The organism is Butyrivibrio sp. NC3005 (genome assembly GCF_000424545.1).
Lineage (GTDB): Bacteria > Bacillota > Clostridia > Lachnospirales > Lachnospiraceae > Butyrivibrio.
Map to the genome: position 1 here is coordinate 50,555 of NZ_AUKC01000015.1, position 16,808 is coordinate 67,362.

Annotated in this window: 12 protein-coding genes; 2 read left to right on the forward strand and 10 right to left on the reverse strand. The window is 34.8% G+C overall.

The features are described 5' to 3' along the window. Positions 1-41 precede the first annotated feature (41 nt). Positions 42-3,083 carry a response regulator gene (locus G634_RS0105380; protein WP_026504426.1) on the reverse strand — a complete coding sequence of 1,014 codons (3,042 nt, stop codon included), beginning with the start codon at positions 3,081-3,083 and terminating at the stop codon, positions 42-44. Positions 3,084-3,314: 231 nt separating this feature from the next. Here G634_RS0105380 and G634_RS0105385 point away from each other — a divergent pair, with 231 nt between their 5' ends. Beyond that, complete coding sequence (locus G634_RS0105385; protein WP_026504427.1) at positions 3,315-4,778, forward strand: methyl-accepting chemotaxis protein; 1,464 nt, start codon at positions 3,315-3,317, stop codon at positions 4,776-4,778. A gap of 77 nt (positions 4,779-4,855) precedes the next feature. Here G634_RS0105385 and G634_RS0105390 read toward each other — a convergent pair whose 3' ends face one another. The 6 genes from G634_RS0105390 to G634_RS0105415 form a co-directional block, all read right to left on the reverse strand. After that, the gene (locus G634_RS0105390) at positions 4,856-5,698 is read right to left on the reverse strand and encodes a MetQ/NlpA family ABC transporter substrate-binding protein (RefSeq protein WP_026504428.1); all 843 of its coding nucleotides are present in this window, start codon (positions 5,696-5,698) and stop codon (positions 4,856-4,858) included. A 52-nt stretch (positions 5,699-5,750) separates the two neighbouring features. Further along, complete coding sequence (locus G634_RS0105395) at positions 5,751-6,440, reverse strand: methionine ABC transporter permease (protein ID WP_035799039.1); 690 nt, start codon at positions 6,438-6,440, stop codon at positions 5,751-5,753. A gap of 3 nt (positions 6,441-6,443) precedes the next feature. Further along, a complete protein-coding gene (locus G634_RS18130) occupies positions 6,444-7,526 on the reverse strand; it encodes a methionine ABC transporter ATP-binding protein (RefSeq protein WP_051233704.1) in 1,083 nt (360 codons plus the stop codon). A 51-nt stretch (positions 7,527-7,577) separates the two neighbouring features. Beyond that, on the reverse strand, positions 7,578-8,375 hold the full coding sequence (locus G634_RS0105405; RefSeq protein WP_026504430.1) for an SGNH/GDSL hydrolase family protein: 798 nt from the start codon (positions 8,373-8,375) through the stop codon (positions 7,578-7,580). 75 nt (positions 8,376-8,450) lie between these two features. Continuing rightward, positions 8,451-9,614: an ATP-binding protein gene (locus G634_RS0105410; RefSeq protein WP_035799042.1), complete on the reverse strand. Its 1,164-nt coding sequence runs from the start codon at positions 9,612-9,614 to the stop codon at positions 8,451-8,453. 34 nt (positions 9,615-9,648) lie between these two features. Continuing rightward, positions 9,649-10,380: a tRNA threonylcarbamoyladenosine dehydratase gene (locus G634_RS0105415; protein ID WP_026504432.1), complete on the reverse strand. Its 732-nt coding sequence runs from the start codon at positions 10,378-10,380 to the stop codon at positions 9,649-9,651. 406 nt (positions 10,381-10,786) lie between these two features. Here G634_RS0105415 and G634_RS18135 point away from each other — a divergent pair, with 406 nt between their 5' ends. Then, positions 10,787-12,628 (forward strand): heparinase II/III domain-containing protein, encoded by a 1,842-nt coding sequence (locus G634_RS18135; RefSeq protein WP_051233705.1) that lies wholly within the window; start codon positions 10,787-10,789, stop codon positions 12,626-12,628. Positions 12,629-12,993: 365 nt separating this feature from the next. Here the strand turns inward: G634_RS18135 and G634_RS0105425 are convergent, their stop codons facing one another. The 3 genes from G634_RS0105425 to G634_RS0105435 all read right to left on the reverse strand — a co-directional run bounded on the left by G634_RS0105425 (position 12,994) and on the right by G634_RS0105435 (position 16,759). Beyond that, the gene (locus G634_RS0105425; protein ID WP_196805288.1) at positions 12,994-13,794 is read right to left on the reverse strand and encodes a hypothetical protein; all 801 of its coding nucleotides are present in this window, start codon (positions 13,792-13,794) and stop codon (positions 12,994-12,996) included. Positions 13,795-13,953: 159 nt separating this feature from the next. Then, complete coding sequence (locus G634_RS0105430) at positions 13,954-16,041, reverse strand: glutamine synthetase III family protein (protein ID WP_026504434.1); 2,088 nt, start codon at positions 16,039-16,041, stop codon at positions 13,954-13,956. A gap of 85 nt (positions 16,042-16,126) precedes the next feature. Then, complete coding sequence (locus G634_RS0105435; RefSeq protein ID WP_026504435.1) at positions 16,127-16,759, reverse strand: HAD family hydrolase; 633 nt, start codon at positions 16,757-16,759, stop codon at positions 16,127-16,129. Positions 16,760-16,808 lie beyond the last annotated feature (49 nt).

The window sequence follows — 16,808 nt, forward strand, 5'->3', positions numbered from 1 at the left end:
TTTTCCTATTTTTTTCACATCTTTATCATGTTATCACAATTTCACTCAAATATCTTCTTTAAATTTTGCAATATATCATTTATATTGGCCATGTCACCAAGTTCGGCAGATTTCTTTATCTTTGTTATAAAACTCTGAGTTACTTTGTCCATTCTATAATCATTAAGTGAATCCATAACACTTATTATACTGTCAAAATCAAATACACTGGCAAATTCATCTGCATATTCAATTGCTTCTTTAATCTGTTTACATGAAATGCACTCTTTTCCATCTTCCATGCCACTATTAGAATCTTCGCTGCATGTTTCAAACAAAGAAAATCTATCCAGAAAACTGCGATAAAACTCTATTAAAGCTTTAGCTTTTTCCTTCATTATATCTGTTTCTTGATTTTCTCCAAGATTTTCAACTTCTTCTGCATTTTTAGATAATTCTATTGCTCCAATAAGTCTAGCGCTTGACTTAAGTGCATGTGCCTGGATTGTTAACAATTTAAAGTCTTCGCTTTCAAGACTTCTCTCCATATCAGAAGCTTTAGCATCAATCTCTTCTATAAATTCTGGAATGATGATAGAAAGAACACTTTCACCACCACTATTATCAATAGCTGCATTAACATCTATTCCTTCAACCTGCGATAGCTTTCGTGTAAAATCTTCTTCCTTTTCCTCTACATCGACAAAACGACTGACTTTTTCTTCTGGAATGTATTCTTCAAGCATCTGCTCTAAAAGTGATGACCGCACAGGTTTTGACATGTAATCATTAAAACCTTTACTAATATAATTTTCTCTTGCACCTGCAATAGCATTAGCTGTAAGTGCTATTATCGGAGTATCATAATTAGGGTTTTCCGTTTGAGGAATTTTCTTAATCTCCATAAGAGTTTCAATTCCATCCATTTCAGGCATCATATGATCTAAAAAAATAATGTCATATTTCGTCTTTTTTATCATATCAATTGCTTCTTTTCCACTTTGAGCAGTATCTATATTTACCAGTGTCTTTCTTAGAAGTTCTTTCATTACTGTAAGATTAATCTGTGTATCGTCCACTACCAGTATTTTGGCTTCTTCTGCATGGAAGCTTTCCTGATACTTAGAGCCAAGCTTATGTTCTTCTTCCATCTCGAAATGCATTTGGCCAACACCTTCCCACTTTATAACCTTCTGCGGCAAAACAAGTTTGAGTATTGTACCGTTTTCCTTTGTTTTTTCAAGACTCCCATAAGCGCCCATTAATTCCATAACTTTTTTTATTACCCCAAGATTTAATCCAATTTCCTGAACCAGAACATCTCCTTCATCGTCTCCACTTAATTCCCCAAGACGAAATACATGCTTTAACTCTTCAGGTGAACGGTAAATTGCCTTTCCTCCAAACTCTATTTTCAGAATAATCTCATCTTCTTTATTTTCATCTTTGGAATACGAAATTCTAAACATGAGATTTCCTTCATCATTAGAATATCTTACTCCTGTATTAATAATACTAAACAGCATCTGCTTGATACGAGGCGAATCACCACACAGAAGATGCGGGATATTTTCATCTATTTCAATATCAAGATTAATATTTTTTTCTCTTATTCCATGCAAAATTTTGCTGAATACATCACCTAAAATCTGACTAAGCTCATATTCAACATTTTTTATCTCCAAATTTCCTTTTTCAAGTCTTGAATAATCTAAAATATCATTGATAAGAGAAAGCATATACTCAGATGACATAGCTATTCCACTTGCATATTCCTGAGTAGCTTTTTCTTTCGAAGTTCTTCGTATTATCTCTGTAAGACCTACTATGGAATTTATTGGTGTACGGATTTCATGTGACATATTAGATAAGATGATAGTCTTTGTCTCATTTCTAACATGGCTCACTCGAAGATCTTCCTGTAATTTTTGATTTTTTTTAAGCTCATCAACATATGCAATAGAAGCTTCTTCTGCCTGAAGAGAAGCTTCAAAAATATCATCAACTTCTGTACCTGTTTTTATATTAAGATCATGAAGCATAATGCCATTATCTAGCAGTTTATCCTGATTTTTTTGACTTAAAGCAAAGTTTTTTTCTGCAAGCGCAATCATTGATAATGGTGTAACTACAATAGTCCTTAGATAGAGATTAAGAAAAACTCCAAGAGGAAGTACTGCTGTTAAAATCAGCAAAAAAAGCTTTAGTTCAATTGATATAAGATATGCTGCGGGTGTAATAGGTGCAACATACTCTGGATTTTTGGTGTAGGTAGATAAATTGTAACTTATAGGTCTTTTTGAATAATCTTTATCATCTTCATCACCTGCACCCATATAACTGTTAAAAACGTCTCTTGAATGTCTTGCTAGATATGGAGATACAGAACCAATCGTATATTGAATATTTACAGCCGTTGCAACTCCTATAAGTGCTACAGCCATCATCATTATGATGACGATTTTTTTACCAAGCCGCGAAGTTTCATGAATTACACGATTATCTCTAAAGTAGAATTTTCCCATGGGAATATATGCAAGAATTTTATCTTTTGAATATTTAAATACAGCAAACGGGACAAGGCATCCGCAAAAAGCGCACAAAAATCCGCTACAAAAAAATCCCAAATACGTCATAAACGATGCTTTAAATACAGGAATCATAGTAAGTCTATTAATTATAAAAAATCTTGCACATCCTCCAATCAAGCTTAAATAGGCTGAGAGATAAATAAGCTTTTTAATTTCCAGAAACCATCGTCTTTTGTTGACGATACCCACGATTATCGCCATGAGCATATACAGCATTATAAAATACAGATTTCCTTTACTAATAAACATTTCCTGATAGAATCCAACTGCCACAGCCAGTACAAAACCAGAAAAGTAGCCCGAAAAAGCTACAAAAGGAACCATCAGCATATCCTGTATAGGTATTTCGATATCAATACCATTAATCGAAATTCCGGTATAGGTACTAGAAATATTGATATATAAAAGGAATGCAAATATTATAAGCACTGCCTGAACTACCAATCTAGCATAAAACCTATAGCTTTTCTCGTTTTTAGCTATCATAAATCTGTTTTCGAGATTTGTTATCATTTATTTTTCCTAATTTCTTTCTTTATTCTTCTGCTTTTTGCATTATGGAAATACAATATACAATTAGCTGTTTCACAGTTATTTTCAAAAAATCCTAACTTCATCTTTTAATATTGCCGATTATATGTTTGTCAGAAGTTTTTCTTTTTCTTTTACAAAAATATTATCGGTTTATTTTCTATATTATTTATGCAATAACCCGTGTCTACGAAGCAAAGAAAGGAAATGACTATGAATGAAATGCAGTACAAAAGAGCCAATAAAGTAAGTTTCTATGTATGTACCATTATTATTGCAAGTGGTATTGTAATGACTTTAGGAAGCGCCATCCAGCAAACTGGTTTTACGCTTGCTAAAATTTCCATTTTATTAAGTGCCGTTATTGGTATCGCGATGCTTTGCGCTGGAAATTTTAAATACCCTGAAGCCAAGATGGGATCTATTCTTATTATGGGTGGATCCACCATTTTTTACTTTGTCTTATTAATCGCAGAAGATAATATTATGTATTTTGCCTTTGGATTACCGATTCTAATATCCAGCATAATTTACCTTAATAGAAAATTATGTAAGATTGGTATAACTGCCATATGTATTTCTTTTGCTATAACGTGCATTAAAACTTATGTAACAACTGGAGAATTAGATATGATTCACGTTCCTGCCTTTATTACACTTGGCCTTGCTTTTATTACAACACTTAACGTTGTTGCTCTTCTTACCAAATTTAATAATGAGAATAATGAAGTAATTCAAGAAAACGCTGAAAAGACTCAGAAAACAGGTCAGCAAATGGCTGATATAGCAAATACAATAACAAATCTTTTTAACAATTCTCAAAGCAATATAGATGGTCTTTCCAAAATTATAGAAAACCAGCACACCAGCATGCAGGAAATTGCCTCAAATATGGAACAGACAGCAAATGCAGTTATCAGTCAGGCCGAAAAAGTTCAATCTATTCAGGGCGAAACAGATGTCACCAGGGAACTTAGTGATGAAATGTCAAAAGCATCAGAAAATACTCAGGCCACTGTAAAAGAAGGTGCAAAAGTTATTGATGAATTAAAAAATACATCAAAGCAGGTTGCCTCTACTAGTCAAATTACTGTTGAAGCCACTAAAGCCGTTATAGATAAAGTAGATGAAGTACAAAAAATAGTTGGTGCTATTCTTTCAATTTCAAAACAAACTAATCTACTTGCCCTAAACGCAAGTATTGAAGCCGCAAGAGCTGGTGAAGCCGGTAAAGGATTTGCTGTTGTAGCTAATGATGTAAGAGACCTTTCAGAAGAAACCAATAACGCTTCAACTGAAATAACAAGAATAATCAATGAACTAACAGAAGATGTGCAAAAAGCAATGGCCAGCATCGATGATACAGTTTCTTCTGTTGCTACTCAAAATGAAATGATAGAGACAGTTGGAAATAACTTTGACAGTATCAATCATAACGTTACAGACATGATTGAAAGATTCGGAGAAATAGGCGAAAGAATGCAGTCAATTGCAACATCCACTATAGAAATAAACGATGGAATTTCAAACCTTTCAGCTACCAGCCAGGAAGTATCTTCACTTTCCAATGAAGGAGTAAGAGGTGCAGATGAAGCTGTAAGCAGGTTTGATGAGTTCAAGAAGACTCTTAGAGATATATTTGATCAGGCTAAAAAACTGGAAAAAATGGATATTTAACATATCTAAAAACGGCTACCACTTTATAAGTGATAGCCGTAAGTTTTCATTGGCTGAATTTTGCTGTTTTATCTTTATTATTTACCTGTATATGGAATAACAGAACCATCATACTTTTCTTTAATCCACTTTGTTACTTCGTCTGACTTTAATACTTCCACGAGAGCTACAACGCCTTCGTTCTTTTCATTTCCTTCTTTTACAGCAATAACATTTACATAGTTCTCTGCTGCCTGTGAATCCTGCTTCTCATAAGCAAGTGCATCTGTTGCAACCTTGAATCCAGCTGCCATTGCATAATTACCGTTCATAACAGCATAAGAAACACTTTCGAGCTGGTGAGGAACCTGAGCTGCCTCGATTTCTACGATTTCAAGCTTCTTTGTATTCTCTACAATATCATTCTTTGTAGCATCAAGACCTACTCCGTCTTTAAGTTTTATAAGCCCATTATCCTGAAGTAAAAGAAGTGCTCTTGCTTCATTAGTTGTATCATTTGGAACAGCAATTGAATCACCTTCTGCTATATCATCAAGAGACTTTTTCTTTCCTGCATAGATTCCAAATGGTTCATAATGAATGTTTCCTACAGAAACAAGTTTTGTCCCATTTTCTTTATTGAAATCATTAAGATATGTTATGTGCTGAAAATAGTTTGCATCAAGCTGTCCCTGATCTACAACCATATTAGGCTGTACATAATCATCAAATACAGTAACTTTCAATTCATAACCCTTTTTCTCCAACGCACTCTTAACAACATCGCTCTCAAGAATCTCTGCGTGTGGCGCTGCTGTTGCTGCGATTGTGATTGTCTTTAATCCCTTAGATGACTCCTCATTACTACTCTTAGAGCATCCAGAAATTGCCATTAAAGAAAATACACCTACCAAAGCAACAGATAACAATCTTTTTTTCATAATTTTCTCCTTCCTCGCCATGAATGGCAATGCTTCATTAGTGAATGCTATATTAGTGAATACTTCTACGGTCAAGCTTATGTCCAAGCCACATTCCAAATGCCTGCATAACCTGAACTAATACGACCAGAAGTACTACTGTTATTATCATAACTTCGGTCTTGTATCTATAGTAACCATACTGAATAGCTACATCACCAAGACCTCCGCCACCAACAGAACCCGCCATAGCTGAATATCCTAGAATAGTTGCAAGAGCAATCGTCACACCAATGATAAGTGAAGTTCTGGCTTCTGTTATCATAACTTTAAATACGATAGTAAAATTAGATGCACCCATACTTTGAGCTGCTTCAATAACTCCTTTATCCACTTCCAAAAGAGAAGATTCAACCATACGTGCAATAAAAGGCGCTGCTGAAACTACAAGAGGTACAATTGTTGCAGTTGAACCAAATGTAACACCAACTATTTTCTTGGTAAGCGGCATAATCAAAATAAGCAAAATCAAAAACGGTATACTACGAACTATGTTTGTTATTGTATCAAGTATTCTGTACAATACCTTATTTGAACAAAGACCATTTGGAGCAGTAACAACAAGGCCTATTCCCATAGGGATTCCTATAACATACGCTACAAGTGTTGAAACAAACACCATATATAACGTAACACCTGTATTACTCACTAAAAGTGTTCCATACTGATTCCAAAAATCCGAAATTTGACTACTAAAACTCATTTATTATTCCTCACCTTCATATTTCTCAAAATCAGCCATAGATGAGAGAATCTGAACCTCAAGACCATGCTCTTTCAAAAAGTCTATCATCTGAAGACTAAGTTCCTCATCTTCCGGAAGCTGTAATACCATCTGTCCCTGAGCTGTTCCACCAATATCTCTTGTATCTGCTCTCATAATATTAACCGGACTTAAGAACTTAAGGACCATATTAGCAACAACTGGTTCATATGAAGAATTTTTGGTAAATACTATACGAATAAGCTTTCCGCCCTTCATACGCGCAACTGTTCCTGCACCTTGATTAAGCATAAGCTTAAGCGCTGCATCAGACTTGGGATTTGCGAATACATCCAGTACATTACCCGTCTCTGCAAGTTTTCCATGATCAATAATTGCAACTTTATTGCAGATCTCCTGGACTACATTCATTGCATGAGTGATTATTACTATAGTAATACCATGCTTTTGATTAATATCCTTTAATAATTCAAGTACTTCTTTTGTTGTCTTAGGATCAAGGGCACTTGTTGCTTCATCGCAAAGAAGAACTTTAGGATCATTTGCAAGTGCTCTTGCTATAGCAACTCTTTGCTTCTGACCACCAGAAAGCTGTGAAGGATACATTTTAGCTTTTTCTAAAAGTCCAACTTCTTCAAGAAGTCGCTCAGCTTTTTTTCTTGCAACTTTCCTATCAACCTTGTTTATTTCCATAGGAAAACAAACATTGTCTATAACATTTCTCTGCATCAAAAGATTGAAATTCTGGAAAATCATTGAAATTTCAACGCGTTCTTTTCTAAGCTCTTTGGTAGACATAGCAGATAAACTGCGGCCTTCAATAAAAACATCACCTGATGTAGGGCGTTCCAAAAAATTAAGGCAACGCACCAAAGTAGATTTTCCGGCACCACTCATACCGATTATTCCAAAAATATCACCTTTTTCAATATCTAAAGAAATATCAGAAAGAGCTTCAACATCCTGCTCTTTTGATGAAAAAATCTTGCTGACATGTTCAAGACGAATAATAGGTTCTTCTCCATTAACCTTATTATTCCCGTTTGTCAGATTATTATCCTGCATACTAACACATTCCCTTCGTATATCATATATGTTTCAAAAAAAATTTTAACATTATTTGTCCATAACCTTTACTATTTCAGCAGCTACTATCGTTCCAAGAATATCATATCCATTTGCATTTGGATGAAGTTTATCTGGGATATAATCCCTTACTACATTTCCATCGTAACTGTCTAAGATATTACTATAGTACAAATCAACAATGCTGAATCCATTTGCTTCTGCTGCAAGCTTTACAGCGTCTACATACGCTCCCTGCCCTTGAACAGCATTTCTTGCACTTTTACTTGTTCTAAGAGGTGTAACAACAATTATCTTAGCTCTAGGGTACTTCTTTTTAAGTCCGGTCATCATCTCAAGTGTTCCACTACAGAAGCTTTTCTTGTCATAGCTATTAAAATTTCCAAAGTTCTTGCTCTTAAAATAATCATTTACCCCAGCCATAACTACAATTACATCTGCACTTTTTGAAATGGATGCATATCTATCAACCATAGCATTTTTGCTGCATCTACTGATTGCAGAACCGGCAACTCCCAGATTTTTAACTGAACCTGCTTTAAGCTTTTTCTTAATCGTATATGGATATGTAATACTACGTTTCCCTGAGCCGTTTGTTCCATATGTAATACTGTCACCCAGACATACAATATTTAAATTAGAAAAATTAGTCTTTCTCTTATTTATAACTGAAACTGCATCAGCATAATGCATCTGTGTATTAATATAGCTGTCTGCAGTATACGGATTAGTAACAGCAGGGACTGCAGCGTTTACATATGCATTATCTGCAAACGATAGCCCCAAAACAACAGCACTCAATAATCCAAATAACTTAACTTTTTTCATTATATACTTCCTTCGCTATTCTTATGTAAAACTTATTTCTTATAGCCTGTTATCAATATTTTCTATAGCACTTATTTATGCATCATAGTCATCTAAGAAATGATGTTTTTTACCATCCCCCGTCTTATATGCTATGACTGTATTCAAATGAACATTTTCAACACTTTTAAAAATGTTAGCTTCTATATACGGACTTTTTTGACGCAACTGCTTAATAAGTCCCTTTATTTCTCCACGCTTACTTCCCTGCTCTGTACCACCACAGCTTGCGCAGCTTTCTGTAAGACGACAGGCACATTGAATAAAATGAAGCTTATTATAATCTCTCCAATGAATAATATCCTCCTCGCGGATTAAATATAATGGACGGATTAGCTGCATTCCTTCAAAATTTGTCGCATGAAGTTTCGGCATCATAGTCTGAACCTGACCGCTATAGAGCATTCCCATCAAAATTGTCTCTATTACATCATCATAATGATGACCTAGCGCAATCTTGTTACATCCAAGTTCTTTTGCTTTCTGATATAATGCACCTCGCCTCATTCTTGCGCACATATAACACGGGCTCATTCCCGGATTCTTGTTATCATCTGCAACTATGTTATATATATCGGAACGAAATACCGTTATCGGAACCTGCATAAGCTTTGCATTATTTAGTATATTCTGGTAATTAATATCATTGTATCCAGGATTCATAACAAGATATACTACTTCAAAATTATGAACTCCATGCCTGTACAATTCCTGAAAAAGCTTCGCCATTAACATCGAATCTTTTCCGCCTGAAATGCACACCGCTATCTTATCTCCATCCTGAATAAGATCATAAACATTAATTGCTTTAGTAAACTGACTCCATATCTGTTTACGAAATTTCTTTATAATACTATGTTCAATATCCTGACAGCTTTTTACAGCTGCCTTTTCATCCTGCATGAACATTTCTAATTTCACACGAAGATAACTATAATATCCATCTTTGATACTATAGATTTCGTAACCTTCTTTTTGAAGTTCTTCTGCTATTTCTTCAGAGTTTCTTCCTGTATAACAAATAAGATAAACAGGCATATTTTTTGGAACCATATCCAAATGATCCATAAACTCTTCGTAATATATATTTATTGCATCAGGATAGGTTTCTTTTTCAAAATCTTCTCTTTTTCTAACATCAATAACACACTTTTTTCTTGTATCTAAAAGCATGTCTTCTACTAATTTAACTATTTCCATTTTTATTACAGACCCTACTATTGTATATATCGCTTCACTTACCTACAGCCTGCAAATCTTTTATTACCTCACTAGCAATAATTAGTCCGCAAACTGATGGAACAAACGCAGTTGATCCCGGACTCTGACGCTTTCTGCTGCCGGCTGTTTCTGACGCATTTTCTTTTTTTATTATCGGTTTAAGTGGCATTTCTTTTGAATATACCACTTTAAGTTTTTTAATGTTTCTCTTTTTTAATTCTCTGCGCATAACTTTTGCAAGAGGATCGACAGAGGTTTTGTAAATATCTGCTACTTCGAACATTGCAGGATTTAATTTGTTTCCTGCTCCCATAGAACTTATAATAGGAGTTCCACACTTATTACATCTTACAATCAATTCAATCTTGGCAGTTATAGTATCAACTGCATCAATAACATAATCGTAGCTGCTAAAGTCAAACTCATCAGCTGTTTCCGGAAGAAAAAATGTTTTGTGTTTATTCACAATAAGATCCGGATTAATATCATGAAGACGCTCTTCAAGTACATCAACCTTCTTCCTGCCAATTGTACTATGAAGTGCAATTATCTGCCTGTTAAGATTAGAAAAACAAACAATGTCGTTATCTATTATATCAATTGCACCTATTCCGCTCCTTGCTAAGGCTTCTACAGCAAAACCGCCTACTCCGCCAACCCCAAACACTGCAACTTTTTTGTGCGCAAGTCTATCCATTGTTTCTTCACCAAGAAGAAGCTCTATTCTTGAAAACTGATTTAACATTTTTATATCCATCCAATAAAAAATCTAAAAAAAGCGACGCACACTATTATAAAGCCATTTTTTATTTAAAACAAGCACAATAAAAGGTAGATACAAAATTCACGTCCGCCCTTTGTTTTCAAGCATTTTCTGCAACAAAGTTCTCGATAACAGTTCTATTAATTTAAAAGCGAAAGATATCTATTATTAAAAGGCGCTAAAATTAAAAATGTATTTTTATAAATGTTTGCAATGTTTTAATGATGTTTTTTTATGAAAATATCGCTTTTTCCTTGGTATAATAAATAATATCAATGTTTATAGCTTACTTTATTTCCACATTCTACTGCAACTAATTTGCGTATTTATTTCTGCTTTCCTGTTACTTTTATTATCTGTGTTAATTCTTTGGGGAGGATTACAAAAAATGGTTTTTCTATTTCAAAAACACAAAAATGATATTATTTTTAAAAAAAATCAAGCAGATATTTTTGACAACTTTTCTTCCAGAATTACCGATTCAGCAAAAAAATATTTTATTACCAAAGCAAATGAATTAATTTCCACAAATTATAACAGCATCCCTGCATCTTTATATATGGACTTTCTTAGAACAGGGAACAGAGTAAAATTTGAGAAAATTTATTTTGAGAAAAGAAGGATACTAAATACACTAGTCCTAGGAAAAATGTCAGAAGAAAGTCACAGGTTCGATGATGACATAATAAACGGCATTTTTTCCATCTGTGAAGAAAGCGGTTGGCAAATTCCTGCCCATAATTCTTACAAAAGAGATGAAAAACAACTGATTCTACCAGATAAATCACGTCCTGTACTTGATCTATTTGCCTGTGAAAGCGGCGCACAACTTGCTGTTATATATCATTTATTCAAGGATTTTGATGAAATTTCTCCTCTTATCCGCAAACGAATCTATGATGAGCTTATACAAAGAATAATAACGCCATATCTTAGTTCACACTTTTGGTGGATGGGAAATGGTGAGGAAGAAATGTGTAACTGGACCATCTGGTGCACACAAAATATTCTTATTACTGCATATTTTTTAGAGCTTTCTTCCGATATAATCGCTAAAATAATCGATAAAGCTCTGTATTCTATTGATGCTTTTTTAAAAGACTATGGTACTGATGGAAGTTGTAATGAAGGCGCAATGTATTACCATCACGCCGGACTGTGCCTGGATATAACTACAATTCTTCTTAATGCTTTTACTAATAATGCTTTTACAGATATTTTCGAAGAACCTTTAATAAGGAATATAGCTAATTATATAGCAAACGTTCATGTAAGTGGTAATTACTACTTAAACTATGCAGATTGTTCACCGATTCTTGAACCTGCAGGAATAAGAGAATTTTTATTTGGAAAAGATATTTCCTCTCTTTCACTTATGTCTCTGGCTGCTTCTTCTTTTTATGAAAGTAGAAAAGAACCTGACAAGCACTACTTATCAGACGAAATAAATCTATTTTATAGGATTTTTACTGCGATTTACGAAAAAGAAGCTCTTGATTTTGCAAAAGAAAGCAACAAAACTATCGCACCTCATAATGTTTTTTATGAAAGTACAGGAATATTCGTTGCCAGAAATAACCAAATACTGGTTTCGGCCAAAGCAGGCCACAATGGTGATAGCCATAACCACAATGATAGCGGAAGCATCATTTTATATGTAAATAACAAACCAGTATTCATTGACGTAGGAGTTGAAAGTTATACTAAAAAGACTTTTTCAAATAAAAGATATGAAATCTGGACAATGCAGTCAGGATTTCACAACCTTCCAACAATAGCTGATTCTGACGAACTTGCAGGAATTGACTATAAAGTTAGCGATATAGATGTCACATTGGGACAGGGAAATGAAATATCAAAAATCCAAATGAACCTAAAAAACGCCTACCCGGATACAGTCTTTTTAGACTATTATGTAAGAACTGTTACTTTCAATCCTACTGCTGAAAGTAAAGTTGTTATTCATGACAGCTGGGATTTTAAGCAAAATGCGCTTAATACAAACGTTATTCTTAATTTCATGACTTATGAAAAACCTGAAATATCAGAAAACATCTTAAAAATTGGAGAACTTTGCTTGTTTGAATTCACACAAGCTTCTGCCAAGATAACAGAAATCAAAATAGAAGATGAAAGACTCGCCAAAAGCTGGAAACACTCCATTTATAAAATTTGTTTTAAGCCAAAAGAAAACTTTTTTACCCTAAAATTACTTTTTTGTTTTATATAATCTGTTCTGATGTTTGTATATTTCGTCGCAGACACGCTTTCGCTTGATTATAAACGTAATGGTTCGTAATGCGCTAAAAAAAACCCAATAAGAACCAACGTTTATAAACAGTTCTGCTCATGAAATATTACAAGCCATCAGAACTCATCTAATTAGTTCAAATAACAAAAAAATATGACTTCTTGTCACTTATATTCAGAAACTCGCATCTACTGCAAGTTTCGTGAGAACAAAAGTCAAGTGGCAAACTGGTCCAAGGCGAAGCCTTTTCAAATGGCCAGTTTGCGTAGTTTTTGGAACGTAGTGACAAAAATCTATGACTTCTTGCTGATAATCAACCTAAATCTTTATAGAAACACCATTAATCAATCTTGCAATACTACATCACCATTAATCTTTAACATGCTTCTAAGACTTATAACTCTATCCCAGGTTCCTGTGTCTTCTGTTACCGGAATCCAACACTTACCTTGAAGCATAATGTAATGATAATAGTAATACATATCCCTCTCAAGACGCTCTGTAGATAATCCAAACAATTTGGAAAATCTGTCAATTGCAGACAATTCTTCTTCCGAATATGAAACAGCCATAGCACCACTCTCCAACATAGGAAGTATATGATTTTTAGCATAGTCAAAACCTTCCGCCCAAGAACGTTTTTCCTGCTCTTTGTCATCATCTTCTGCAACGTACTCATTTCCTGCTTCATCAAGAAGATTCTTAATCGCATCAAGGCTTGCAATATTTGTATTAGTTGATAAATTGGCGATAAAATTTCTGAACATCATCATAATATTAGTCTCTTCAGCTATTCCAACAAACCACATTTTACCGCTTTCATCATCAAGAACAATAGCTATCTCATATGAATAGCTTTCATTTGTGTTGCATCGTGAAGCCTCCTGCGCATAACAAATATTTTGAGAAATAGCTTTGGAATCACTCATATTATGAATACATGCATTCAAAATTGCAACCATGTACTTTGTATCTACTATGAGCATAAATGGAAGTTTCGACCTACTAACTCCAACTGCATCAATTGTAAAACGTCCCTCACTCACAGGTTGTTCCAAAGCCACCAAAATTCCCTTTGTTATCACTTCCTCAGAACCATCTGCACGTTTTACCTTTAGAAAAGTACTCTCAGAAATATAGTCCATTCCGATCTCATCCTTTCCATAAATATGAAGTATCAATCCTCTATTCTTATTGTATCATTTATCACGAAAAAATGTATATGAAAAAATAGGTTTTCAAACACTTTTTCGTGTCTGAAAACCCACTTTTATACTTTATAATCTTAACTCAAAACAAATGGCTTATTCAGAGAAAAGAAGATCTGCATATACTGGGAATGGCCAATAATCTCTGTCTGTGAGATTTTCAAGTTCATCAGCGATTTCTCTAGCCTTTACCATTTCTTTGTAAACAGTATTTCTATTGTATTGAACAGCCTTAACGCTGTCAGACGGAACCTTCTTTAAGTCATTATCAATCTTTTCGCAGGAAAGCATGAGCTTATCTGAAAGAACAGATATTTTGGATCCAATTTTTTCTTCATAGGCGCTTGAGAATCCGACATTTTTCTTAGTCATTACTCTCTCACCCATAACTGCAGCATATTCAGAAACTGCAGGAAGAATCTGACGGCGAATCATATCGCTCATAGTTCTTGCTTCAATTTGAATCTGAGCATTGTAGATTTCTTCATGAATAGCTCTTCTTGCATGCATTTCCTCTTCAGTATAAATCTCGTTCTTTACATAAAGTTCAACATTTTCCTTATCATCATAATGAGGAATTGCATCTGCTGTTGACGGATAATTGGCAAGGCCTCTGCGCTTTGCTTCTTCAAGCCAAGCATCATCATATCCATCTCCATCAAAGATGATTCTCTGATGCTCTGTAAGTGTCTTCTTGATAAGTTTCTGAAGATCTGAATTGAAATTCTTACTATCTTCAAGCTTATCAGCCATTTCCCTTAATTCCTCTGCCATGATAGTATTAAGAGCAATATTAGGACCAGAAACAGACTGAGCACTTCCAAGCATACGGAATTCAAACTTATTACCTGTAAATGCCATAGGGCTTGTACGGTTTCTATCCGTTGTATCCTGACGAATCTGAGGAAGAGAATCTACACCGATTTTAAGCTTTTTCTTTCCACTATTTTCATATGGGGTATCATCTATAATAGAACGAACAACTCTTTCAAGCTCGTCGCCAAGGAAAATAGATAAAACAGCTGGCGGTGCTTCCTGAGCACCAAGACGATGATCATTTCCTGCGCTGGCAACTGTACATCTAAGAGTTCCCTGATATTCATCTATTCCCTTTATAAATGCTGCAAGGAATAATAAAAATTGTGCATTCTGTCTAGGAGTTGAACCTGGTTTGAAAAGATTCTTGCCAGTGTCTGTCCCAAGAGACCAGTTATTATGCTTACCTGATCCATTTACACCAAGGAATGGCTTTTCATGTATAAGACAAACAAGATTATGACGAAGAGCAACTTTCTTCATAAGCTCCATTGTAAGCTGGTTCTGGTCACAGGCAGCATTACATTCTGTATATATAGGAGCCATCTCATGCTGTGAAGGAGCAACCTCATTGTGCTTTGTCTTGGATAAAATACCAACTTTCCAAAGCTCATTATCAAGATCTTTCATATATTCAGAAACACGTGGCTTGAGCTGACCAAAATAGTGATCTGACAACTCCTGACCACGAGGAGGCATATTTCCAAAAAGTGTACGTCCTGTAAGACGCAAATCCTCTCTCTGATCATATAAATCTTTATCGATAAGGAAATATTCCTGCTCTGCACCTACTTGTGGAACAACGCGTTTTGTATCATTATCTCCAAAAAGACGTAGAATACGAATTGCTTGCTGGTTAAGTTTTTCAATTGAACGAAGAAGTGGAGTTTTTTTGTCCAAAGCCTGCCCACCATAAGACAAAAAAACTGTAGGAATATAAAGAGAATTATCTTTTACAAATGCAAAAGAGGTTGGATCCCAAGCAGTATATCCACGTGCCTCAAAAGTAGAACGAATTCCACCATTAGGAAAACTTGAAGCATCTGGTTCTCCCTTAACCAATTCTTTTCCGGAAAAATCCATAATAATTCTTCCACCCTCAGCTGGTTCGATGAAAGAATCATGTTTCTCGGCAGTTACGCCAGTCATTGGCTGGAACCAATGTGTATAGTGCGTTGCACCCTTTTCTACAGCCCATCTCTTCATTGCTTCTGCGATTTCATTAGCAGTTGCAAGTTCAAGAGGTGTGCCGTCTGTTACGGACTTCTCCCAAGCTTCATATGAAGCCTTAGAAAGACGGTCTTTCATGGTCTGTTCATTAAAGACCATACTTCCAAAAAGTTCCGGTAATTTAGTAGGTGTTTCCATTAGAACTCCTCCCTGTACAGGTTTTATCATAAAATTTCTATCATGAAGACTCCCTTAACAAAAACAGTTTCAAACGCCTCTTAAATCACTTGCTGGCATTTATCTTATTTATGTATTCAGGAAGTTCTTTCAAGCTATCCAAAATAGCATTTGCAGATTTCTGCATAAACTCATCGGCAGGAACAAGATCTGGTATCATTACTGTATGCATCTTTGCATTCACACCAGCCATAACACCATTGTAACTATCTTCAACTACCATACACTCTGATGGCGACGCATTAAGCTCCTGTGCAGCATAAAGGAAAATGTCTGGCGCTGGTTTTCCATGTTCTAAACGATTGCCGCTTATTGTTTTATCGAAAAATTGTTCCATATTTGTCTGTGCAAGGTACTTTTTAGCAACTTCAATAGCTGATGAAGTTGCTATAGCTGTCTTAAATCCATTTTCTTTCAAAAAAGAAAGAGTTTCTATAACTCCACTTTTAAGTGGAATACCATCTTTAAGAAGTTCCTGAGTATACTCAGCCTTTTTTTGACAAACCTTATCTACATCAAAACCTTCATCAAAGAGTATCTGTCTTATATTTACTCTGCTTCGACCTATAAGCTTATAATAAGTCTCTTCAGGAATTCCTGCCTTAATCCAAGCTATCTTATATACAGCCTCAGTATCATATAAAGTTCCATCCATGTCAAAAATAATTGCTTTAATCATAACCCGTCCTATTCTAGCACATATTTTCAAGTCTGCTGAAAAATCTTTT